This window comes from Curtobacterium aurantiacum (assembly GCF_018598555.1).
GTDB classification, from domain to species: domain Bacteria; phylum Actinomycetota; class Actinomycetes; order Actinomycetales; family Microbacteriaceae; genus Curtobacterium; species Curtobacterium aurantiacum.
In genome coordinates, this window is the sequence record NZ_JAHEWN010000007.1 from 89815 (window position 1) to 112505 (window position 22691).

The following is a 22691-nucleotide window of genomic DNA, read 5'->3' on the forward strand; positions in this document are numbered from 1 at the left end:
GGGGTGGAGTCGATCCGGACCCTGGCACGGTGCTGGACTGTCGCGAACACCGGTCACAGGTTCGGCGCACGGAACCACCGCACGCGCGTGCCGAACGGGTCGGAGACGGCCGTCGCGACCCCGTCGAGCGAGGCCGTCGCGAAGGCGTCCGGGTCCGCAGCATCGACGTCGTCCGGCAGCGTCGCCGCCACCCCGCGCAGGATCCCGGTGCGCTCGAGGGCGATCCAGTGCACGCCCCGCTCACGGATCCGGTCCACGAACCGCTGCCGGTCCGCGCCCGGCACGTAGACCAGGGTCCCGGTGGTCAGCACGACCGGTTCGACGTCGTCCGGCAGGGCGTCCAGTGCGCGGTCGAGGTCACCTGGCAGGGTGCCGACGAGTCGGTCTGGAGGCACGGCGAGCGTCGCGGACGCCGCCGCACGCATCAGGGCGGTCCGGTCCGACGCCTCGGGCGGGACGGCCTCGACCAGCCGGTCGAACGCACCGGGGACCGACAGGTCGATCGGGTTCGGGTCGAGGGCCACCCTGGCGCCGATCCTGATCGGGACGGTCGCCGGTGCGGGGACGGCCCCGGAGGCGTCCGCGACGAGCCGGACCGAGGGGTCGGCCACCGCCGTGTGCATCCGGAGGACCGCGGCCCCGGAACCGACCCGGTAGTCCAGGGTCACCCGGTCCGGGATCGAGCACAGCCCCGCGGCGGCTCCCGCGTCGACCAGGCCGAGCGGGCGCGCGGACCGTTCGGCGAGTGCCGCGAACAACGGGACGACCGGGGCGAGCCGCCGCGGGTCGTTGGCCTGCACCGTGGCGGAGGCGAGGGCCGCGACCAGCGCGGGGCGGGCCTCCCGTCCGATCGCGCGGAGCGCACCCGGGTCCGACGGGTCCGCGCCCAGCCGCCGCGCGACGGCGAAGAACAGCTCCGGCTGCCGCTGCTGCTCGGGCACCTCGGCGAGGAGCGCGACGAGCTCGTCGTCGAGCGACCGTGCCCAGGCGGCGTACGACGGCGAGACGGCCCGGATGCGGTCGGCGTACGCGTCGTACCGGGCGCGGGTGTCCATCAGCGCCCGGGCCGATGCATGCCGACGTGGCGGATGCCGGCTTCGTCGTAGGGCTCCCCGAACCGCACGAACCCGTACCGCTCGTAGAGGGCGGCGACGTACTCCTGGGCGTGCAGGACGAACGGGTCGTGTCCGTGGTCGTCGAGCACGGCTTCGACGAGCCGACCGGCGATCCGCTGCCCACGGTGCTCCGGATGGGTCGCGACGCGGCCGATCACCCACGCCGGCGACTCCGCGCCGTCAGGGTGGACCTCGTCGGCCGCCGGCCGGATGAGCCTCAGGTACCCAACCGCTTCGGTGTCGGTGCCGAACCACCAGTGCTCGGTGTCGGGCTCGCGGTCACGGCCGTCGAAGTCCTCGGCGGTGACCCGCTGCTCGAGCGCGAACACGCGGTTGCGGAGCACGACGATGCCGTACAGTTCGTCCGTCGTCAGACGGGTCCAGCGGGCGTGGTGCACGGAATGCTCGGACATCGTGGCGAGTTTAGTGAAGTGGTCGGGAGTGCCCGGAAGAGCCCGGCCGGAAGCAGGAGGAACCAATGGCATACAACGTCGACAAGTCCGACGCCCAGTGGCGCGAGGAGCTCTCCCCGGACCAGTACGCCGTCCTCCGCCAGGCGGGGACCGAACGACCGTGGACCGGTGAACTCCTCGACGAGGAGCGCGCCGGCGTCTACACCTGTGCGGCCTGCAACGCGGAGCTGTTCAAGAGCGGCACGAAGTTCGACTCCGGCTGCGGCTGGCCGTCGTTCTACGAGTCGGTGAACCCGGACGCTGTCCAGCTCATCGAGGACAACTCGCTCGGCATGGCCCGCACCGAGGTCCGCTGCGCGAACTGCGGTTCGCACCTGGGTCACGTGTTCCCGGACGGGTTCGGCACCCCCACGGGTGACCGGTACTGCATGAACTCGATCTCGCTGAACTTCTCCGAGAAGTCCGGCGAATAGAGCCCCCGGCGCCCGCATCGGTAAGATGAGCGGCGTCAGCCGGCATGGCGCAATTGGTAGCGCACCGTACTTGTAATACGGGGGTTGCGGGTTCAAGTCCCGCTGCCGGCCCTCTTCACCCTCAGGCCACTGATATACCATCGGTCATATGGCCGAAATATCGCGTTCCGCAGGTATCGACGTCGTCCGTGTGCTCGGCGTCGCCGCCGTCGTCGCCGGGCACGTCTGGACGAACGAGTTCACCGTCGCCACGCTCTACCCGTGGCACGTGCCGGTGTTCTTCTTCCTCACCGGTTGGTTCTGGAAGCCCGGCCGACCGCTCCCCACTGAGGTCCGGGGGCGGTGGCGCACGCTGATCCGTCCCTACCTGGGATGGTTCGTCGTGATCAGCCTCGCCTGGTTCCCGTGGGCGATCGCCTCGGACGCCGCCCGGCAGCCCCTGGACCTCCTCCGCCCGCTCCTCGGTGGGCAGTACGTCGGCCGGCCGTACTCGGCGTTCTGGTTCGTCACCGCCCTCGCCGTCGCCACGGTCGTGCTGCGCTTCCTCGAACGCTGGCGAGCATGGGTGCCGTGGGCCGTCGCGCTCGCAGCCGTCACCGTCGCCACCGTCGCGCCGGGTGTCGTCCGGCTCCCACCGGAGAGCGCCGGCACCGCGATCGCCGCCCTGGTGTTCGTCCTGGCCGGGTCGGTCGCGCGCCGGTGGTTGCCACGGATCGGACGTCCCGCACTCGTCGGTGCGGTGTGCCTGATCGCCGGTGGCACCGCGGTGGCGCTGGGCAGCCGGCCGCTCGACCTCAAGCGGGCCGACTTCGGCACGCCCCTCCTCAGCGTCGTCACGGCGATCGTCCTGTGCAGCGGACTCGTCCTGGTCGGGCTCGCCCTCGACGAGGTCGTGCACGGGCGCACCGCCACGGTCGTGTCACGACTCGCGTCGGTCGGGATCACCGTGGTGCTGCTCCACGCAGCGGTCATCTGGGTCGCGGAGCCCGTCCTCCCGACGCCCCTCGTGTTCGTCGCCGCGACGGTCGTGCCCTGGACCGTCGCGCTCCTCCTCGACCGCACCCGGCTCGCGCCGTGGGCGACGGGGCGCACGCTCCCGGCGACGGACCAGGTCCAGGGACCGCAGCCGGCGGTCGTGTGACGGGACCCGCGCTCCCGCGGACAGGCGATGCCCCGGGCGAGGTCTCGCCCGGGGCATCGGCACACGGAACGCGGATCAGGGGGCGTTCCGGGCGCTGGACGCGGTAACCAGCCGGTCGTGCGACGAGGATGACACCTCACCGACCCGCGCGTCCACACCCTGACCCCACATCCGCGGAAATCCGCACGATGTGCACGATCGCGCAGCGGTCCTGTCCGCTCAGCGTCCGCCGGTGATCTTCCGCTCCCGCTGCGCGACACCGGCGGCGCCGTAGGGGTAGTCGTCGATGCGGGGCGCGCTCGCGTCGGTCAGCCGTGCGAGCTCGTCGGCGGTGAGCACCAGGTCGGCGGCACCGAGGTTGTCCTCGAGCTGCGACAGGGTGCGGACGCCGAGGATCACGCTCGTGACCGCGGGACGGGCCAGCAGCCAGGCGAGTGCGACCTGCGACTTCGAGGCGTAGTGGGCGTCGGCGACCTCGGACACGGCGTCGAGCACCTCCCACGTGCGCTCGTCGCCGTTGCGGGCTTCCCACGCCTCCATGCCGCGCTCCGGGTTCTCCCCCAGGCGGGTGGCGCCGGACGGAGCCTCGTCGCGCTGGTACTTGCCGGAGAGCCAACCGCCGGCCAGCGGCGACCAGGGCAGCAGGCCGATCCCGGCGTCGAGGCAGGCGGGCACGACCTCGTGCTCGATGTCGCGCACCAGCAGGTTGTACTGCGGCTGCAGGGTGACCGGGGGCGCCCAGCCGTGGGCCTTCGCCTCGTAGACGGCCTTGGTGACCTGGTAGCCGAGGTAGTTCGAGAACCCGTACGAGCCGATCTTGCCGGCGGACACGGCGTCGTCGAGGAACCGCAGGGTCTCGTCGATGGGCGTCAGGGCGTCCCACGCGTGCATCTGGTAGAGGTCGATGTGGTCGACGCCGAGCCGCTCGAGCGAGGCGTCGAGGGCCACACGCAGGTGTCGTCGGGACAGGCCGAGGTCGTTCGGGCCGTCGCCCTGCGGGAACCGGCCCTTGGTGGCGAGGACGACCTGCGCGGCCTCGGTGGGATGTGCTGCGAGCCAGCGGCCGATGATCCGCTCGGACTCGTTGCCGGAGTAGACGTCCGCCGTGTCGACGAGCGTGCCACCGGCTGCCACGAAGGCGTCGAGGATGGCGTGTGAGGTGGGTTCGTCGGCTTCGCTGCCGAACGTCATGGTGCCGAGGGTCAGCGTCGACACCGATGTCCCGCTGTTGCCGAGGAGTCTGTAGTCCATGGCCGGGACGGTACGCCCGGCGTGCTGGTCCCGAGGGGACCTGGCAGTACCCGTCAGGTCGGGGCAGCCCGCTCAGCGCGGCGCGGACAGGAACCGCAGCGCCGCTTCGCGGAAGGCGCGCGAGGTGGGGGCGTTGAAGTGGTTCCGCCCCGGGATCTCGAAGAAGGTGGCGTTCGGCGCGGCCTCGGCGAGCCGGACCGCGCTGTCGCGGATGCCGTCCTCGCTGCCGGCTGCCATCAGGAGCGGCTGCGCTGGTGCGTTCTGCGGGGTCGGTTCGATGCTGTTCCGCATCCCCTCGACCATCGCCACGAGGGCGCCGAGGTCGTTGCCCTCGACGTTGCCGGCCATCGTCAGGTACCCGTTCGTGACGCGGTCCTCGATCGGGGTGCCGTCGGCGATGTACGCCTTCGCCTGGTCGACCCGGACGCGGCGCATCGGGTCAGCATCCGGGATCCCGCCGAACACCGCGCGCGAGATCCGGCCGGGCAGCCGTTCGGCGGTGTGCCAGCCGACCCGTGCACCGAGCGAGTAGCCGAGGAACGCGACGTCGTCGAGCAGGTACGTGTCGATGACGGTGGTGACGTCGGCGACGAGGAGGTCCATCGAGTAGGCGCCCGGGTCGTGGGGCTTCGCGCTCGCCCCGTGACCGCGCTGGTCGAGTGCCAGCACGCGGTAGCCGGCGCGGACGAGGTCGCGCGTCCAGCCCGAGGCGTGCCAGTTGAGCACCGCCCCCGAGGCGAAGCCGTGCACCGCGATGACGGCGGGGGCGTCGGGGTCGCCGAAGTCGTAGGTGGCGAGTCGCAGGCCGTCGGGCGACATCACGAACCGGGGGCGGGGCGCTTCGGGGACGAGTGACATGTCCTCTCAAGCGTATCGGGGCAGTGTGGTGGCCATGGACGGCTACGGCGGCGATCAGATCCGGGCGGCGGAACGCCCCCACCTCGATGCGGGCGAACCCCTCATGCAGCGGGCTGCGGACGGGCTCGCCGGCATCGTCGGCGACCTGCTCGACGACCCGGCCGTGCGGCCGGTCGACGGACCGGGTTCCGTCCTCGTGCTCGCCGGCAGCGGCGACAACGGCGGCGACGCCCTGTTCGCGGCTGCTCGCCTGGCGGCGGACGGGAGGCACGTGGCGGTCCTGCGCGTCGGCTCCCGTGTCCACGAGGCCGGTCTGGCAGCGGCGCTGGACGCCGGCGCGCGACTGCTGGACGGCCCGTCCGGCGCCTCGGGACCGAACGCGGGCGGAGCGGCCGACATCCTGCGGGCCGCCGGCCGGAGCGACGGCGAGCGCCTGGCGGACGTCGCGACCGATGCGGCACTCGAGGCCGACCTGGTGCTCGACGGCGTCCTCGGCATCGGCGTGCACGGCGCGAACGCGCTGCGCTCCCCCGCGCGGGAGGTCGTGGACGCCATCCGTGAGCTCGCCCGCGACCAGCGGGCGCCGTTCGTCGTGGCGGTGGACGTGCCGAGCGGCATCGACGTGGACACCGGCGGTGTCGCGGACGACCACGTCCTGCACGCCGACGTCACCGTCACCTTCGGCGGCGTGAAGGCCGGCCTGCTGACCGGGCCGGCAGCCACCCTCGCCGGCCGGATCGAACTCGTCGACGTCGGGATCGGTGCGGACCTGGCGACGATGGAGCCGCTGATCCGCACCTGACCCCGCGCGTGCTGGTCCGCGGTCAGTGGTGCTCGTACAGCACGGGCTCCGGCAGCCCGTGCTCGGCGCGGATGCTGCGTGCGATGCCCTCGATCGCGACCAGGGCGTCGACCACGAGCTCCGGCGTCACCGGGAAGGGCATGTTGTGGATGGTCTCGCCCTCCACGGTGGCGGCCTCGGCCACGGCGCGCAGCACGTCGCGGTCGTCGACCGTCAACCCGATCTCGGTGAGGGTGTTCGGCAGGCCGACCTTCGTGGTGAAGACGACGAAGTCCTCGATCTCCTCGGCCGGGGCGCCCTCGAGCACGAGCTGCGCGATCGTCCCGATGTTCACCTTCTGCCCGTGCGCCAGGCCGTGCGCCTGCGGAGCCGCGGTCAGCCCGTTGTGGATCGCGTGGGCGGCGGCGAGCCCACCGGACTCGAAGCCCAGGCCGGACAGCAGCGTGTTCGCCTCGACGACCTTCTCGAGCGCCGGGGTGACGACCTTCGCCTTGACGGCCTCGATGGCCTGCAGGGCGTTCTCGTGCAGGAGCTTCCAGGAGAGCTCGGCGAGCGCGACACCGGTCTCGGTCTGCAGCCCGCCGGCCATGGTGTCGGCGTTGGCACGCTTCGCGGCACGGGCCTCGACCCAGGTGGCGAGGGCGTCGCCGATGCCCGCGACCAGGAACTGCACGGGCGCGTTTGCGACGAGTCGGGTGTCGATGAGCACGAGGTCCGGGTTGTGCGGGAAGAACCGGTACTCGATGAACTCACCCTCGGCGGTGTAGATGACGGCGAGCGCCGAGGTCGGGGCGTCGGTGGACGCGGCCGTGGGGACGCTGGCCCAGCGGATGCCGGCGAGGTGCCCGGCGGCCTTCGCGGCGTCGATCGCGGATCCGCCGCCGAGCCCCACGATGACGTCGGCGTCCTTCGCGGCGATGTGCTCGACGAGCTCGTCGACAGCCTCGGGGGTGGCGAAGCGACCGAACCCGACGCGCTCGACGGGCAGGTCGGCGGACCGGAAGCTCTCGGTGACGGCGGTCTCGACGATGCCCCAGACGACGTCGTCGGCGACGATCAGGGGCCGCGTGCCGATCGGGGCGACGAACTCGCCGACGCGGGTGATCGCGTCCTTGCCCTGGACGTAGCGCGCGGGACTCATCACGGTGCTGATGGGAGTGGCCATTGTGCGGTTCCTTCCGGTTGTACGACAGGTGTACGACAGGTGTCGGGGGTGACCGACGCCGCCGACGGTACGCGGGGCCGCTGATCAGTAGGTGCTGATCGGTAGGTTCGGGACCATGACGTTCAACGACGACTCGCAACTCCGGGGTGGCAAGGTCAAGCGGCGGGGTCGCACCGCAGCGATCGGCGGAGGCGCCGTGGGTGTCGGCGCCATCGTGGTGTTCCTGATCATGCAGTTCACCGGCGTCGACCTGAGCGGGATCGTCGGCGGCGGCAACGGCCTGACGACGATCCAGCAGGAGGGCGAGTCGCCCGACGCCGCCCCCGAGTGCCGGACCGGGCGCGACGCCAACCTGCGCGTCGAGTGCCGGATGGAGGGTGCGGCCGAGTCGCTCGACGCCTACTGGACGTCTGAGGCCCGGTCGCTCGGCATCACGTACTCGGGGCCCGAGTTCTTCCTGTTCCAGGACTCCACCGACACCGCGTGCGGGCAGGCCTCCGCCGCGACCGGCCCGTTCTACTGCCCGCCGGACCGTGCGATCTTCCTGGACACCGCGTTCTACGACGACCTGCAGTCGCAGTACGGCTCGTCCGGTGGTCCGCTCGCGCAGATGTACGTCGTCGCACACGAGTGGGGCCACCACGTGCAGCAGCTGCAGGGCTCCTTCGCGAGCACCGACCGCTCCGGCACGGGTGCGTCGTCGGGCAGTGTCCGCGTCGAGCTGCAGGCGGACTGCTACGCCGGGGCCTGGGTCGGGGACGCCGCGACGACCGAGGACGCGAACGGCGAGACCTTCTTCGAGCCGATCACCCGCGCCCAGATCACCGACGCCCTGTCGGCCGCGAGCGCCGTGGGTGACGACAGCATCCAGGAGCGTGCGACCGGCCGCGTCGACCCGGACTCGTTCACGCACGGGTCGAGCGAGCAGCGACAGCGCTGGTTCCTGCGGGGCTACCAGCAGGGCGCGACGAGCTGCGACACCCTGAGCATCCCGGGTTCGGCCCTGTAGTCGGACCGCTGACGGACGGGCGCGACCCGCTCAGCGGCGACGCGAAGCGTCGCGCGGGGCGCGCCGACCGAGCCTGCGAGGGAGGGGTGCCAGCTGGCACCGGGCCTCCCGTCCGTGGTCAGCGCGTCAGCGCTCGTCCGGAGGTCAGCGCTTGGTCGGCGTGGGTGACGGGGTCGCGCTCGGCGTGGGCGTCGGGGTGGCGTCGGTCGCCCCGGCTGCCGTCACCACGAACGTGCGGAAGTCGTCGTTCGTGACCGGGGAGGTCAGCTCGTACCGCTGACCGTTGACGAGCACGAGCGGTGTGCCGGGGAACTCCTTCAGCGTCGATCCGGGGATCGTGCCCTCGGACACCGCGGTCGTCTGCTCGTCCACCCACTTGGCGTAGTCCTGGTCCGCGATGCAGCTCCGGACGGCGCTGCGTTCCGAGAGCCCCTGCACGCCGGTGACGACGTCGGTGAGCTCCGCGTCCGTCAGACCAGGGGTGCCCTCGTCCGGCTGCTTCGCGAAGAGCGCCTGGTTCACCGCGTAGAACTGGTTCGGCGAGTGCTCGGCGACGCAGGCCGCGGCGTTCGCGGCGCGGAGCGAGTACTTCGTGCCCTGCGACCGGTTCGACAGGATCGCGACGGGGTGGATGTCCACGGTGGCGGCGCCGGAGTCGACCAGGTCCTCGATGTAGTCACCGTTCGCCTGCTCGAACTGCCCGCAGCCGGGGCAGAGGTAGTCGACGTACAGGGTGATACGGACGGTGCCGGCACCGGCCGTCGCGGCGCTGTCCGGCGACGCGGATGCCGAGGTGGAACCGGACGCGGCAGCCGTGACGGGCTTCAGGTCCTGCCCGATCGTGATGCCGCCCTGCGACATGGTCGACGGGCCGGGGCCCGCGGGCTTCACGGAGTCGACGAGGACGAGCGTGACGATCGTCGCCGCGGCGAGCAGCACGACCCCGAGCCCGATCTGCAGGCCGAGTCGGACGCCGCGCTGACGGCGCTTCTGCTGGGTCCGGGCACGCTGTGCTCGTTGGCGGGCGGCTTCACGGCGTGCGTTCCGCGCGGCGCGGGCGTCACCCTCGGGGCGGTTGGTCATCGGTGCGTCGTCCTCCTGATCGGTGTCCGCTCGGCGTTCCCCTGCTCGGCGGACGGACCCGGCGATTGTAGTGGGGCGCTCTGGGAAGCTGCCGACCAGGGGGAAAACACTGGCGCACCCGGGTGAACTCGTGTTGTATGAACCTCGACAGTCGACGGCGACTGTCCGGGGCCCGTACGGGCACACCGCTTCACTCGGATCGTCCGGCACGTACCTGCCGGTGAAGGAAGGACCGAACGCTCATGGCGTCCGTCACCTATGACAAGGCAACCCGTCTCTACCCCGGAGGCAACCGTCCCGCGGTCGACTCCCTCGACCTGGACGTCGCCGACGGCGAGTTCCTCGTCCTCGTCGGCCCCTCGGGTTGCGGCAAGTCCACCTCCCTCCGCATGCTGGCCGGCCTCGAAGAGGTCAACTCCGGCCAGATCCGCATCGGCGACCGCGACGTCACGGACGTCCCGCCGAAGGACCGCGACATCGCGATGGTGTTCCAGAACTACGCGCTGTACCCGCACATGACCGTCGCCGAGAACATGGGCTTCGCGCTCAAGATCGCCGGCGTCGGCAAGGAAGAGCGCGCCACCCGCGTGCAGGAAGCCGCCAAGCTCCTCGACCTCGAGGACTACCTCGGCCGCAAGCCGAAGGCCCTCTCCGGTGGTCAGCGTCAGCGCGTCGCGATGGGCCGTGCGATCGTCCGCCAGCCGCAGGTGTTCCTCATGGACGAGCCGCTGTCGAACCTCGACGCCAAGCTCCGCGTCCAGACCCGCACGCAGATCGCCTCGCTGCAGCGTCGTCTCGGCGTCACCACGGTCTACGTCACGCACGACCAGACCGAAGCCCTCACGATGGGTGACCGCATCGCGGTGCTCAAGGACGGCATCCTGCAGCAGGTCGGCACCCCGCGCGACCTGTACGAGAAGCCGAACAACGTGTTCGTCGCCGGCTTCATCGGTTCGCCGGCCATGAACCTGCTGCCGGCCGACGTGATCGAGGGCGGCATCAAGTTCGGGACGCTCAACCACCCGATCGACCGCGACACCCTGTCGAACGCCCGTTCCGCCCAGATCACGGTCGGCATCCGCCCCGAGGACGTCATCGTCTCGCAGACGGGTGAGGGCCTGCCCGTCACGGTCGACGTGGTCGAGGAGCTCGGCGCCGACGGCTACCTCTACGGTCACGCCGACGTGAACGGCCAGCGCGCCGACATCGTCGCCCGTGTCGACGGTCGTGCGCACCCGTCGATCGGTGACACCATCGTCATCACGCCGAAGCAGGGCCACGTGCACGCCTTCGACACCGAGTCGGGCGAGCGTCTCGACGACAAGGCCGTCGTCAGCGCGTAACCAGCGCACTCCCCGAGAGCCCGCGCCCGCCTCACAAGGGCGGACGCGGGCTCTCGGCTGTCCCCGACACCAGAGGAACCACCGTGCCCGACTCGATGTCCATCACCGCCGCCACCGTCGACCCCGGCCTGCTCGACCTGCCGTGGGACCTGCCCCTCGCCGACTGGCCCGACGACACGATCGTCGCGCTGCCGAAGGGCATCTCGCGGCACCTCGTGCGGTTCGTGCACCTGAGCGGGTACGTCGCCGCCGTGAAGGAGACCGGCGAAGAGGTCGCCCGCTCCGAGTACGAGATGCTCCGGACCCTGCAGCGCATGGACGTGCCGTGCGTGGACCCGGTCGCGGTCATCACGAACCGCGTCGACGCCGACGGTGAACCGCTGCACCCGGTGCTCGTGACGCGCCACCTGCGGTTCTCCCTGCCCTACCGCGCGCTCTACTCGCAGACGCTGCGCCCCGAGACCGCCACCCGTCTCGTCGACGCGCTCGCGCTGCTGCTCGTCCGCCTGCACGTCATCGGCTTCTACTGGGGCGACGTGTCCCTGTCGAACACACTGTTCCGCCGAGACGCCGGAGCCTTCGCCGCGTACCTGGTCGACGCCGAGACCGGCAAGCTCTACCCGGGCGGCCTGTCGAACGGCCAGCGCGAGAACGACCTCGAGGTCGCCCGCGTGAACATCGCCGGCGAACTCCTCGACCTCGAAGCCGGCGGCCGGCTCGACGAGAACGCCGACCCCGTCGACGTCTCGAACCGCATCGTCGCCCAGTACCGGACGCTCTGGACAGAGCTCACCGGCACCGAGCAGTTCGACATCAAGGAACGCTGGCGCATCAACGACCGCGTCGAGCGCCTGAACGAGCTCGGCTTCGACATCGAGGAGCTGTCGATCCACACGACCGAGGGCGGCTCGCAGGTGCGGATCCAGCCGAAGGTCGTCGACGCCGGGCACCACCAGCGCCGACTGCTGCGACTCACCGGACTCGATGCCGGCGAGAACCAGGCCCGCCGCCTGCTCAACGACCTCGACTCGTACCGCGCCCGCAACGGCCGTGACGAACTCGACGAGGAGATGGTGGCGCACGAGTGGGTGTCGCGGGTCTTCGAGCCCGTCGTCCGCTCGATCCCCCGTGACCTGCGCGGGCGGCTCGAACCCGCCGAGGTCTTCCACGAGCTGCTCGAGCACCGCTGGTTCATGTCCCAGCAGGAGGAGCGTTCCGTCTCCCTGCCCGAGGCCACCACCGCCTACATCAACGACGTGCTGCGTCACCGTCGCGACGAGCGCCTGCTCATCAACCCGCCGACCTCGTCGATCACCGTGCCGATCCCGGTCGGGGACGACGACGACGACGCCGACGAGTCCGACGACGTGGACGACTGGCGCGCCACGGTCTGACGCGGTCCCCGCTCGGTCAGGACACCCCGCCAGGTGGGCGCCGACTGGTCGCAAACCGTCGCCTGCGGCGTCGCGCAGCGACGACTCGTGACCACACGGCGGGCACCATCCGACGTGTCCTGATCGTTCGGGGATCGAGAACGCGACCGCCTGGAGGCCCGGCCCGCGTCCCGGAGACCGGCGCCGGCCCTCCAGACCGTCACGCCGACACCGCCGATGGTGACGCTGCATGTCGAGCGGTCACGACGCCCCGCCAGCGAACGTCGACCGGTCACGCACCGTCGCCTGCGGCGTCGCGCAGCGACGACTCGTGACCACACGGCAGGCACCGTCCGACGTGTCCTGACCCTTCGGGCCCGCCCGGCCAGCACCGTGAGCAGGAACGGTCGCCTCCCGGGTGGGGAGGCGACCGTTCCTGCTCACGAAGTGAGCGAGCCCTGGGGGCTACGCGCTGCGACGGCGCCGCGCGACCTCCCACAGGGTGACGCTGGCGGCGATGCCGGCGTTCAGGGACTCGGTGGCGCTCGAGATCGGGATCGAGACGATGGCGTCGCAGGTCTCGGTGACCAGGCGCGACAGGCCCTTGCCCTCGGAACCGACGACGATCACGATCGGACGGTCGGCCAGCTCGAGGCCGTCGAGCTCCACGTCACCGTCGCCGTCGAGCCCGAGGACGAACAGGCCCATCGACTTGAGCGACTTCAGGGTCTGCGTGAGGTTCGGGGCCATCGCGACGGGCGTGCGGGCCGCGGCACCGGCGGAGGTCTTCCACGCCGAGGCCGTCACGCCGACCGAGCGACGCTGCGGCACGATGACGCCGTGTCCACCGAAGGCCGCGGTCGAGCGGATGATCGCACCGAGGTTGCGGGGGTCCGTGATGCCGTCGAGCGCGACGAGCAGCGGGACCTGGTCGCGCGAGAACGCCTGCTCGACGATGTCCTCGGACACCGCGTACTGGTACGCCGGCACCTTGAGCGCGACGCCCTGGTGCACGCTGTCGTGGCCCGTGATGCGGTCGAGCTCGGGACGCATGAGCTCGATGATCGGCACCCCGCGGTGGTTGGCCAGCGTGAGGATCTCCTTCACGCGGTCGTCGACCTCGATGCGAGACGCGATGTAGAGCGTCGACGAGGGGGTCTTCGTGCGCAGCGCCTCGAGCACGGAGTTGCGCCCGGTCACGAGCTCGGAGTCGTCGGTCTTGCGTGCCGGCGGACGGCCCGTGCGGCCCTGCGGGGTGCTCGAGGAACCGTGACGACCCTTGGCCGCCTCGAAGCGGTCCTTCGCGGCCTTGCGCTTGCCGGCGGGGTGGTACGGCCGGTCCTCGGCCTTCGGGGTCGGCTTGCGCCCTTCGAGCGCCTGCGCGCCCTGACCGCCGGAACCGACCTGCTTGTTGCCCTTGCGACCGGAACGGACGGCGCCGGGCCGGCCCTTCTTGTTTCCCGAGACGTTCTTCATGCGTAGCTCCTGTTCGGCACTGCCGTGTTCAGGCGATGCTCCAGCGTGTTCCGGACGGCGTGTCCTCGATCGTGATGCCCGCGGCGGCGAGGTCGTCGCGCACGCGGTCGGCCGCGGTGAAGTCCCGTGCTGCCCTGGCGTCCGCGCGCTCCTGCACGAGGCGTTCGACGAGGGCGGCGAGCGGGCCTGCCGAGGTGTCGTGGCCGCCGCCCGACCAGTGGGCGGCTCGCGGGTCGATGCCGAGCACCTCCACCATCGCAGCCACCTGATGGTACGCGGTCCCGAGCGTTTCCGCATCGTCGGCGTCGAGGGCGGCGTTCCCGGTGCGGACGGTCTCGTGCAGCACGGCGAGGGCCTGGGGCACGGAGAGGTCGTCGTCCATGGCAGCCGCGAAGGCCTCGGGCACGGCCGGGGCGTCGGCGAGGTGGACGCCGGCGAGCCGGGTCTCCGCGCGCTCGAGGAACCCGGCGATGCGGTCGTACGCCGCCTCGGCCTCGGCGAGGGACCCCTCGTGGTGGTCGATCGACGAGCGGTAGTGGGCGGCGCCGAGGAAGTAGCGGACGACGGCGGGACGGGCGGCGCCGAGGAAGTCCGCGGCGAAGATCGAGTTGCCGAGCGACTTCGACATCTTCTGCCCGTCGACCGTCACGAGGCCGTTGTGCAGCCAGTAGGACGCGAACGGGTCACCGGCGGCCGTGGACTGCGCGAGCTCGTTCTCGTGGTGCGGGAAGCGCAGGTCGAGCCCGCCGCCGTGGATGTCGAACGCGGGGCCGAGGTACCGGCGTGACATCGCCGAGCACTCGATGTGCCAACCCGGGCGGCCGGCGCCCCACGGGGAGTCCCAGTTGGCGGTCGACGGCTCGCCGGGCTTCGCACCCTTCCACAGCGCGAAGTCGCGGGGGTCGCGCTTGCCGCGGGGGTCGGCGTCGGACGCCTCGACCATGTCCTCGCGGCGCTGGCGGGTGAGCACGCCGTACTCTGCCCAGCTGCCGGTGTCGAAGTAGACGTCACCCGAGCCGTCGTCGGCGGCGTAGGCGTGCCCGCGGTCGATGAGGCGCTGGATGATCTCGTGCATCTGCGGCACGCTCGCGGTCGCCCGGGGCTCGTACGTCGGCGGCAGGATCCCGAGGGCGTTGTACGCGGCCGTGAACTCGAGCTCGACGCGGTAGGCGCGGGCGAACCACTCCTCGTCGGTACCGGCCGCGAGGTCGAGGACCTTGTCGTCGATGTCCGTGACGTTGCGCACCAGGGTCACCCGGTACCCGCGGTGGGTGAGCCACCGGCGCCAGATGTCGTAGACGAGCGCGGAGCGCAGGTGCCCGATGTGCGGCGACGACTGCACCGTCGGTCCACAGACGTAGACGCTCACGTGTCCGTCGACCAGGGGCACGAGGTCGACGACGGCTGCGGCGCGGGAGTCGTGGAGGCGAACGGTCACGCCTCAACCCTAATCGGCAGGCACGCCCGGTTTCAGGAGGGACGCACGAGTGCCGTGGCGATCGCCGCGAGCCCCTCGCCACGGCCGGTGAACCCGAGCCCGTCGGTCGTGGTGCCGGACACCGCCACGGGTGCTCCGACGACGGCGGACAGGGCGTCCTGCATCTCGTCACGACGACGACCGATGCGCGGCCGGTTGCCGATGACCTGCACGGTCACGGACACCGGCACGAGCCCGGCTTCGGCGAGCAGCGCGACGGCACCCCGGACGAAGACGTCGCCCGTGGCACCGGCGTACTGCGGGTCGGCGGTGCCGAAGCGGCCACCGATGTCACCGAGGCCCCCCGCGGAGAGCAGGGCGTCACACACCGCGTGTGCCACCGCGTCACCGTCGCTGTGCCCGGAGAGCCCGGGTTCGCCGGGGAAGTCGAGCAGCCCGACGCGGCAGGGCGAGACGTCGTCGAAGGCGTGCACGTCCACACCGAGTCCGAGCCGGACCGCGGCGACAGCGTCCGCCGCGCCAGTACCAGTACCAGCACCAGCACCAGCACCAGCACCAGCACCAGCCTCGGTCCGCGCCCGCACGACCGACTCGGCCCGACCGAGGTCCCACGGCGTCGTGATCTTGAAGCCGTCGGCGTCACCCGGGACGAACCGGACCGTGCCGCCGGCGGCCTGGAACACCCCGGCGTCGTCCGTCTCGGACTGCGACGCCACCGCGTACGCACGCCGGAGCGCGGCAAGCGGGAAGCCCTGCGGCGTCTGCACCCCGACGAGCGCGGCGCGGTCGACGGTCTCCACGACGACGTCGCCGTCGACCCGCTTCACGGTGTCCGTGACGGGGAGCGCCGGCACGAAGCCCGCACCGTCCCCGGCGGCGACGGCGTCGAACACCCGCGAGAACTGTGCCGTCGGCGTGAGGCAGCGCGCCGCGTCGTGCACGAGCACCGTGGTGACGGAGTCCGGCAGCACGGCCAGGCCGGACTCGACCGAACCGTGGCGATCCGCACCTCCCGGCACGACGGCCGTGTACGCGACCGCGGCACCGGCGACGGAGGCGACCACCCGCCGGCACTCGTCGAGGTGCGACGCCGGTGCGACCACGACGACGAGCGTCGGCGACGGCAACGCGAACAGGGGTTCCAGCGCCCGGGCGAGCATCAGCGATCCGGCGACGGGCACGAACGCCTTCGCGGTCCCGATGCCGAGCCGGGTGCCGGACCCCGCCGCAACGACGACGACCGCCCGGTCCACCCCCTCGGGGAACCGCGCGGTCGTCGTTCGTGCTGTCGCGTTCAGTGCGCTGTCGTCAGGCTCAGGAAGCGAGGACCTCGTCGAGGACGGTCGATGCCTTGTCCTCGTCGGTCTTCTCGGCCAGCGCGAGCTCGGAGATCAGGATCTGCCGGGCCTTGGCCAGCATCCGCTTCTCACCCGCGGAGAGCCCGCGGTCCTGGTCGCGTCGCCAGAGGTCGCGGACGACCTCGGACACCTTGATGACGTCACCGGAAGCGAGCTTCTCGAGGTTCGCCTTGTACCGGCGCGACCAGTTGGTGGGCTCTTCCGTGAACGGTGCCCGGAGGACCTCGAACACCTTGTCGAGACCTTCCTTGCCGATCACGTCGCGGACGCCGACCAGGTCGACGTTGTCCGCCGGGACCTCGATCGTCAGGTCGCCCTGCGTCACCCGAAGCTTCAGGTAGACCTTTTCCTCGCCCTTGATGACGCGAGTCTTGACTTCAGAGATGGTTGCCGCCCCGTGATGGGGGTAGACGACGGTCTCGCCGACCTCGAATTGCATGTATCAGGCTCCGTTCCCAGACATCCAGTTTACCACAGGGGCCGTTCGGGTAAGGGGACCCTCAACGCTCGCACTGTCAGGTGATCGCTAGGATGGACGCGGGGACCGCCCGGTCCCCATCGTGACTTACGGAGGAATCTCTTGCGACCTCGGGTACTCGTGTCCGTCGCCGTTGCGGCAACCATCGCGCTCGGCGCCACCGGGTGCGAGTTCATGTCGCCGGCCCACACCGTCGACATCAAGCAGATCACCGACGGCGTGGACGTCTCGACCGGCAAGGTCGACGTGCGGAACGCACTCCTGATCTCCGACGACGGTGCCAGCGCCCGCTTCATCGGCACGCTCGTGAACAACGACGACCAGGACGACTACACGGTCTCGATCGAGATCGGCGGCGACACCCAGACCGTCGAGGTCCCGGCGAACACCCACGTGGACCTCGCCATGGCCGCTGGTGCCGGCAGCGACGACGAGTCGAGCGTGCAAGAGGGCGACACCACCCAGGGCACGACCGCCGCCGACGCCGAGCCGGTCCTGTTCGACGACGCGGACGCCACCCCGGGTTCGCTCGTCAAGGTGTACTTCAGCTACCCCGACGCCGAGGGCGTCTCGGCGAACGTGCCGGTGCTCACCAGCGCGCAGGAGGAGTACCAGACCCTCGCGCCGACCCCGACCCCGACGCCCACCTCGACGTCCCCGTCCGAGAGCGGCTCGCAGCCGACCGGCGAGGCCGTGCCGCCCGGCACGCAGCCGGGTGACTCCCAGACGGACTCGTCCGAGGGCGACAACGGCACGAACTGACGCCATCGGGCGCGGCTGACACCGCACCCGGATCGTTCGCACAGGAGGCCCGGTGCGAGTCCCAGGGACTCGCACCGGGCCTCCTGTCCGTGCGCCTCAGGCCTCGATGCGGTACCCGAGACCGCGGACCGTGACCAGGATCTCGGGGGTCGACGGGACCCGCTCGATCTTCGAGCGGATGCGCTTGATGTGCACGTCGAGGGTCTTCGTGTCGCCGAAGTAGTCGGAGCCCCACACCCGGTCGATGAGCTGCCCGCGGGTGAGCACGCGACCGGCGTTCCGGAGCAGCAGCTCGAGCAGCTCGAACTCCTTGAGCGGCATCGGGGTCTCGGACCCGTCGACCGACACCGTGTGCCGCTCGACGTCCATCCGGATGCCGCCGACCTGCAGGATGCCGCTGTCCGCCGGGTCGTCCTCGGTACGACGGCGGAGCACGGCGCGGATCCGGGCCAGGAGCTCGCGGGTCGAGTACGGCTTCGTCACGTAGTCGTCGGCGCCGAGCTCCAGCCCGACGACGATGTCCACCTCCGAGTCCTTCGCGGTCAGCATGATGATCGGCGCGTTCGACCGGGTCCGGATCTGCCGGCACACCTCGGTGCCGCTCAGGCCCGGCAGCATGAGGTCGAGGAGCACCAGGTCGGGGTTCTCCGCGTCGAACTTCGACAGCGCGGTCACGCCGTCGGCAGCGACGGAGGTCTCGTACCCCTCACGCTGCAGCAGGAACTCCAGGGGCTCGCTCAGGGCCGGCTCGTCGTCGACGATGAGGATCTTGGTCACGATGGCTGCTCTTCCAGTTGCTCTTCGAGGGCTGTGGTCAGTTCGGGATCCGCCTCGGGCAGACGGATGGTGAAGGTCGAGCCCTTGCCGGGCTGCGACCAGACGCGCACGTCGCCGCCGTGGTTGCCGACGACGTGCTTGACGATCGCGAGCCCGAGGCCGGTGCCACCGGTGGCGCGCGACCGTGCGGGATCGACACGGTAGAAGCGTTCGAAGACGCGGTCGAGGTCGGCCTCGGGGATGCCGACGCCCTGGTCCGTGATCGCGATCTCGACGAAGCCCTTCGCCGACCGGACGCCCACACCGACGCGGGTGTTGTCCGGCGAGTACTTGACCGCGTTGGCGATGAGGTTCGACACCGCGACCTGCAGCAGGCCCGGGTCACCCATCACCCGCAGCTTCGACTTCTTGGCGCGGATGATCTCGATCGAGCGGGCCCGGGCGACGACCTCGTTCGCGTCGATCGCGGCCTGCACGATCTTGTCGATCCCGGTCTCCTCGCTGTTCTCCAACGCGTCGACCGACTGCAGGCGCGACAGCTCGATGATGTCCTTCGTCAACGCACCGAGCCGCTCGGACTCGGTGATGAGCTGCGCGGCGAACTTCTTCACGTGCGCGGGGTCGTCGGCCGCGATGACGAGGGTCTCGGACAGCAGGCCGATGGCGCCGATCGGGGTCTTCAACTCGTGCGAGATGTTGGCGACGAAGTCGCGCCGGACCTCGTCGATGCGCCGGCTCTCGGTCAGGTCGTCCGCGGTGAGCAGGACGTAGCGGTTGCCGAGCTGGGCGGCACGGAAGCTGAGGTAGCCGATGAGCTCCCCGTGGCGGCCGCGCGGCAGCTCGAGGTCCTCCGACCCCATCTCGCCGCTCTTGCGCACCCGGTCGATCAGGTCGAGCAGTTCGTGGTGCACCAGCCGCCGGCGCACGACGAGCCCGGCGGTGAGTGCCTGGGGCGACGCTGCGACGACGGTGTTCGACGGGTCGATGACGACCGCCGGGTTGTGCATCGTCGCGATGACCGCTGCGACGCCGTCCGGCAGGGTGCGCTCCGCCACGTCGGCAGCACGTGCCGTGCGCTCGGCGGTGATGATCAGCACCACGACGCCCGCGCCGAAGACCCCGCCGAGGAGCATCGACAGTGGCACGAGCCACGCGTTGTCCATGCGGCCAGTGTAGGGATGGTCATGCGGGGTTCCGGTACCGTTCACCGTCCGCGGAAGGCCAGATCGCGAAGCGTTCAGCCCCGCGTCACCGTTCGTTCACCTGGGCTGACGACACTCGTCCGGTACGCAGAGAGAGGTACTCCCCCATGCGCGAAGTCTTCCAGCAGGAACTCCAGGACGTCCAGGAGCGACTGACCGAGATCGCCGGGCTCGTCGAGTCCGCCATCACCCGGGCCACGCAGGCCTTCAGCGAGTCCGACGTGGCCCTCGCCGAAGAGGTGATCGCCGACGACGAGAAGATCGACCTCGCGGCGAACAGCCTCGACGAGATCGCGATCGACATCCTCGCCCGCCAGGCGCCCGTCGCCCGCGACCTCCGCGTCGTCGTCACCGCCCTGCGCGTCAGCTCCTCGCTCGAGCGCATGGGCGACATGGCCGAGCACATCGCGCAGCTCGCCCGCCAGCGCTTCCCCGAGAAGGTGGTGCCGAAGGGGCTGCGCGGCACGTTCAAGAAGATGGGCGCGCACGACGTCGCGATGGCGCAGAAGCTCACGCGCCTGCTCGCCTCCGAGGACATCGCCCTGGCCGCGGAGATCCGCGACGAGGACGACGCCGTCGACGAGCTGCACGCCAGCGTCTTCGACTTCGTGCTCGGTGAGGCCTGGAAGGGCGGGCCGGTCGACACCGTCGACGCCACCCTGGCCTCCCGCTACCACGAGCGCTTCGCCGACCACGCGGTGTCGATCGCGAAGAAGGTCGAGTACCTGGCGACCGGCGACTGGACCGGCGCGTCCACCTCGACCGCGGCGGTCTGACCCGACCCGATCGGTCTGCGAGGATCGTGGCATGGCCCAGGTCGCGATCATCGTCAACGGCATGCCCGGTTCCGGCAAGAGCACGATCGGCACGGCACTCGCCGAGGTGCTCGGCTGCCCGTTCCTGTCGAAGGACCGCATCAAGGAGCCCCTCGCCGACGTCGTCGGCCCGATGATCGCCTCGCGTCCGCTCGGCGGGATCGCGATGGACACGATGTGGTCCATGGCGCGGGCCGTCGAGAACGGGGTCGTCCTCGACGCCGTCTGGCTGCCGTCCCGAGACCGGGACCGCCTGGAGGCCGGGCTCGCGTCCGCAGGGTCGCCCCGCGCCGTCGAGGTGTGGTGCGACACGGACCGCGCCACCGCCGAGGAGCGACTGCGCGACCGGTACGAACCGGGCACCGTGCCGGTGCGCCACGAGGTACACGGGGACCTGGCCGAGGTGCTCGCCTTCTGGGACGAGCACGGCGACGACGCCCGGCCCGTCGGGCTGCCCGGCGTCCCGGTGATCCGCGTCGACACCACGAAGCCGTACGACGTCGGAGCCCTGGTGCAGGAGATCGCGTCGCACTTCGTGTGAGCGCCCGCCGGTCGTCGAGCCGACCATGCTGCCGAAGCGACAGGTCGTCGGAACGGCGATCCGTTCCTCCCGGCGGAGCGACAGAAGTCGGCGGAACGTTCGCGGCACACTGTCGCTTTCGCGAAGGCCCGCTCACGCACGAACGCCCCGCCCGGATGCCGGACGGGGCGCTCTTCGGGGGTACTGCTACTTCTTGGCGCCCTGGGCAGCCACGGCGGCGGCACCGGCTGCGGCGGCCTCGGGGTCGAGGTAGTAGGCGGGCTTCGTCGGCGTGAAGTCGTCGTCGAGCTCGTACACCAGCGGGATGCCCGTCGGGATGTTCAGGCCGGCGATGTCGTCGTCGGAGATGCCGTCGAGGTGCTTCACGAGCGCACGGAGCGAGTTGCCGTGCGCCGTCACCAGGACGGTCTTGCCGGCGGCGAGGTCCTTCGTGATGTCGGACTCCCAGTACGGCAGCAGACGGTCGATCACGAGCTTGAGCGACTCGGTGCGGGGCAGCCGGTCACCGAGCTCGGCGTAGCGGCGGTCACCGAACTGCGACCACTCGGCGTCGTCGGCGATGGGGGGCGGCGGGACGTCGAACGAACGGCGCCACTCCATGAACTGCTGCTCGCCGTACTCGGCCAGGGTCTGGGCCTTGTCCTTGCCCTGCAGGTCGCCGTAGTGGCGCTCGTTGAGGCGCCAGTCGCGCTTCACCGGCAGCCAGGCCAGGTCGGCCTGCAGCAGCGCGATGTCCGCCGTCTGGATCGCACGGGTCAGGAGCGAGGTGTACAGGACGTCGGGGACGATGCCGGACTCGGCGATGAGGTCGCCGGCACGCTTCGCCTCCTTCTCGCCCAGCTCGCTGAGCCGGACGTCGACCCAACCGGTGAACAGGTTCTTCTGGTTCCAGTCACTGTTGCCGTGACGGAGCAGGACGAGCGTGGAGGTCATGCCTGCGAGTCTACCGAGCGGTACCGGCCCCGTACCCTTGGACGCATGCCCATCGGGAACGTGACGCGCGGGACGACCGGGTACAACCGGCTCCGCCGTGTCGACCGGTGGATCGCGACCCTGCCGGTGCTGCGCCGGACGGACGACCCGCTCGTCGCCGACGTCGGCTACGGGGCCTCCCCGACCACCACCCTCGAGCTCCGGGACCGCCTGGCAGCGGTCCGACCGGACGTCGAGGTCACCGGCATCGAGATCGAGCCGTCGCGGGTGGCCCTGGCGAACGCCGGCACCCGCGACGGCGTGACCTTCCGTCTGGGCGGCTTCGAGACCCCGACGCCCGGGCAGCGGCGTCCCGCCGTGATCCGCGCGTTCAACGTGTTGCGGCAGTACGACGAGGCCGCGGTGGTCGGGTCGTGGCGGATCATGCAGGACCGGCTGCAACCCGGCGGCGCACTCGTCGAGGGGACCTGCAACGAGGTCGGACGGGTCGCCTCGTGGGTGACGCTCGACGACGTCGCACCACGGACCTTCACGGTGTCGCTCCGGCTCGCCGGCCTCGACGTGCCGAGCATCGTCGCCGAGCGCCTGCCGAAGGCCCTGATCCACCGCAACGTGCCGGGCGAGCGGGTGCACACGTTCCTGCGCGACCTCGACCTGTCGTGGGCGGTCGCCGCACCGCTCGGGACGTACGGGCCCCGGCAGCGGTGGATCGCCACGGTCCGCGGCATGCGGGACCGCGGGTGGCCGGTGCTGCACGGTGTACCGCGCTGGCGACTCGGTGAGCTCAGCGTGCCGTGGTCGGCCGTCGCCCCCGCCTAGGCCCCGCGCCGCAAAACACCGGTGTTCGCGCTCCGAACACCCGCGAACCGCGGTGCGACCAGCGAA

At 71.2% G+C, this 22691-nt stretch carries 23 protein-coding genes and 1 tRNA gene; 11 read left to right on the forward strand and 13 right to left on the reverse strand.

The window, feature by feature from the left end; genetic code table 11:
* Positions 1-53: 53 nt before the first annotated feature.
* Both KK087_RS08285 and KK087_RS08290 read right to left on the reverse strand, forming a co-directional pair.
* Positions 54-1055: a DUF2332 family protein gene (locus tag KK087_RS08285; protein WP_214564808.1), complete on the reverse strand. Its 1002-nt coding sequence runs from the start codon at positions 1053-1055 to the stop codon at positions 54-56.
* Complete coding sequence (locus KK087_RS08290; protein ID WP_214564809.1) at positions 1055-1528, reverse strand: GNAT family N-acetyltransferase; 474 nt, start codon at positions 1526-1528, stop codon at positions 1055-1057. Before KK087_RS08290 ends, KK087_RS08285 begins: the two co-directional genes overlap by 1 nt.
* Before the next feature lie 65 nt (positions 1529-1593).
* Here KK087_RS08290 and msrB point away from each other — a divergent pair, with 65 nt between their 5' ends.
* The 3 genes from msrB (at position 1594) to KK087_RS08305 (ending at position 3142) form a co-directional block, all read left to right on the forward strand.
* Entirely contained in the window at positions 1594-2001 is a 408-nt protein-coding gene (gene msrB / locus KK087_RS08295; RefSeq protein WP_027466599.1) for a peptide-methionine (R)-S-oxide reductase MsrB, read from the forward strand.
* A 38-nt stretch (positions 2002-2039) separates the two neighbouring features.
* A tRNA-Thr gene (locus KK087_RS08300) sits at positions 2040-2112 on the forward strand.
* Between the two features lie 37 nt (positions 2113-2149).
* Positions 2150-3142, forward strand: coding sequence for an acyltransferase family protein (locus KK087_RS08305; RefSeq protein ID WP_214564810.1), 993 nt, complete (start codon positions 2150-2152; stop codon positions 3140-3142).
* A gap of 219 nt (positions 3143-3361) precedes the next feature.
* Here the strand turns inward: KK087_RS08305 and KK087_RS08310 are convergent, their stop codons facing one another.
* Positions 3362-4393 (reverse strand): aldo/keto reductase, encoded by a 1032-nt coding sequence (locus KK087_RS08310; protein ID WP_214564811.1) that lies wholly within the window; start codon positions 4391-4393, stop codon positions 3362-3364.
* Positions 4394-4465: 72 nt separating this feature from the next.
* Positions 4466-5251, reverse strand: coding sequence for an alpha/beta fold hydrolase (locus KK087_RS08315; protein ID WP_214528739.1), 786 nt, complete (start codon positions 5249-5251; stop codon positions 4466-4468).
* Between KK087_RS08315 and KK087_RS08320 the strand changes: the two genes are divergently transcribed.
* Positions 5250-6053 (forward strand): NAD(P)H-hydrate epimerase, encoded by an 804-nt coding sequence (locus KK087_RS08320; protein ID WP_250892769.1) that lies wholly within the window; start codon positions 5250-5252, stop codon positions 6051-6053. The two genes, KK087_RS08315 and KK087_RS08320, sit on opposite strands and share 2 nt — an antisense overlap.
* Before the next feature lie 22 nt (positions 6054-6075).
* Here KK087_RS08320 and KK087_RS08325 read toward each other — a convergent pair whose 3' ends face one another.
* Positions 6076-7218, reverse strand: a complete 1143-nt coding sequence (locus KK087_RS08325) for a glycerol dehydrogenase (RefSeq protein ID WP_214528740.1) — start codon at positions 7216-7218, stop codon at positions 6076-6078.
* A 115-nt stretch (positions 7219-7333) separates the two neighbouring features.
* Here KK087_RS08325 and ypfJ point away from each other — a divergent pair, with 115 nt between their 5' ends.
* Positions 7334-8227, forward strand: a complete 894-nt coding sequence (gene ypfJ, locus KK087_RS08330) for a KPN_02809 family neutral zinc metallopeptidase (RefSeq protein WP_214564812.1) — start codon at positions 7334-7336, stop codon at positions 8225-8227.
* Positions 8228-8371: 144 nt separating this feature from the next.
* Here the strand turns inward: ypfJ and KK087_RS08335 are convergent, their stop codons facing one another.
* Entirely contained in the window at positions 8372-9310 is a 939-nt protein-coding gene (locus KK087_RS08335; protein WP_214564813.1) for a DsbA family protein, read from the reverse strand.
* A 242-nt stretch (positions 9311-9552) separates the two neighbouring features.
* Here KK087_RS08335 and KK087_RS08340 point away from each other — a divergent pair, with 242 nt between their 5' ends.
* Both KK087_RS08340 and KK087_RS08345 read left to right on the forward strand, forming a co-directional pair.
* The gene (locus KK087_RS08340) at positions 9553-10653 is read left to right on the forward strand and encodes an ABC transporter ATP-binding protein (protein WP_214528743.1); all 1101 of its coding nucleotides are present in this window, start codon (positions 9553-9555) and stop codon (positions 10651-10653) included.
* A gap of 83 nt (positions 10654-10736) precedes the next feature.
* The gene (locus KK087_RS08345) at positions 10737-12047 is read left to right on the forward strand and encodes a DUF4032 domain-containing protein (protein WP_214564814.1); all 1311 of its coding nucleotides are present in this window, start codon (positions 10737-10739) and stop codon (positions 12045-12047) included.
* Between the two features lie 444 nt (positions 12048-12491).
* Here the strand turns inward: KK087_RS08345 and rlmB are convergent, their stop codons facing one another.
* From rlmB to KK087_RS08365, 4 genes are all read right to left on the reverse strand, one after another.
* A complete protein-coding gene (gene rlmB, locus KK087_RS08350; RefSeq protein ID WP_214528745.1) occupies positions 12492-13502 on the reverse strand; it encodes a 23S rRNA (guanosine(2251)-2'-O)-methyltransferase RlmB in 1011 nt (336 codons plus the stop codon).
* 28 nt (positions 13503-13530) lie between these two features.
* Positions 13531-14940 (reverse strand): cysteine--tRNA ligase, encoded by a 1410-nt coding sequence (gene cysS, locus KK087_RS08355; protein ID WP_214528746.1) that lies wholly within the window; start codon positions 14938-14940, stop codon positions 13531-13533.
* Between the two features lie 32 nt (positions 14941-14972).
* Positions 14973-16193, reverse strand: coding sequence for a 2-C-methyl-D-erythritol 4-phosphate cytidylyltransferase (gene ispD / locus KK087_RS08360; RefSeq protein WP_214564815.1), 1221 nt, complete (start codon positions 16191-16193; stop codon positions 14973-14975).
* Positions 16194-16254: 61 nt separating this feature from the next.
* Entirely contained in the window at positions 16255-16737 is a 483-nt protein-coding gene (locus KK087_RS08365) for a CarD family transcriptional regulator (RefSeq protein ID WP_017888066.1), read from the reverse strand.
* 141 nt (positions 16738-16878) lie between these two features.
* Between KK087_RS08365 and KK087_RS08370 the strand changes: the two genes are divergently transcribed.
* Positions 16879-17538, forward strand: coding sequence for a hypothetical protein (locus tag KK087_RS08370; protein WP_214544267.1), 660 nt, complete (start codon positions 16879-16881; stop codon positions 17536-17538).
* A 96-nt stretch (positions 17539-17634) separates the two neighbouring features.
* On the opposite strand, the gene KK087_RS08375 is transcribed toward KK087_RS08370, so the two are convergent.
* Positions 17635-18315 carry a response regulator gene (locus tag KK087_RS08375; protein ID WP_027466611.1) on the reverse strand — a complete coding sequence of 227 codons (681 nt, stop codon included), beginning with the start codon at positions 18313-18315 and terminating at the stop codon, positions 17635-17637.
* Positions 18312-19478 carry a sensor histidine kinase gene (locus KK087_RS08380; RefSeq protein WP_214528749.1) on the reverse strand — a complete coding sequence of 389 codons (1167 nt, stop codon included), beginning with the start codon at positions 19476-19478 and terminating at the stop codon, positions 18312-18314. The genes KK087_RS08375 and KK087_RS08380 overlap by 4 nt, the downstream gene beginning before the upstream one ends.
* A gap of 146 nt (positions 19479-19624) precedes the next feature.
* Between KK087_RS08380 and phoU the strand changes: the two genes are divergently transcribed.
* Both phoU and KK087_RS08390 read left to right on the forward strand, forming a co-directional pair.
* Positions 19625-20293: a phosphate signaling complex protein PhoU gene (gene phoU, locus KK087_RS08385; protein ID WP_214564816.1), complete on the forward strand. Its 669-nt coding sequence runs from the start codon at positions 19625-19627 to the stop codon at positions 20291-20293.
* 31 nt (positions 20294-20324) lie between these two features.
* Entirely contained in the window at positions 20325-20873 is a 549-nt protein-coding gene (locus KK087_RS08390) for a P-loop nucleotide/nucleoside kinase family protein (protein WP_214528751.1), read from the forward strand.
* A 186-nt stretch (positions 20874-21059) separates the two neighbouring features.
* Here KK087_RS08390 and KK087_RS08395 read toward each other — a convergent pair whose 3' ends face one another.
* A complete protein-coding gene (locus KK087_RS08395) occupies positions 21060-21806 on the reverse strand; it encodes a phosphoglyceromutase (RefSeq protein ID WP_111029059.1) in 747 nt (248 codons plus the stop codon).
* A 45-nt stretch (positions 21807-21851) separates the two neighbouring features.
* Between KK087_RS08395 and KK087_RS08400 the strand changes: the two genes are divergently transcribed.
* Positions 21852-22625 carry a class I SAM-dependent methyltransferase gene (locus KK087_RS08400; protein WP_214528752.1) on the forward strand — a complete coding sequence of 258 codons (774 nt, stop codon included), beginning with the start codon at positions 21852-21854 and terminating at the stop codon, positions 22623-22625.
* Positions 22626-22691 lie beyond the last annotated feature (66 nt).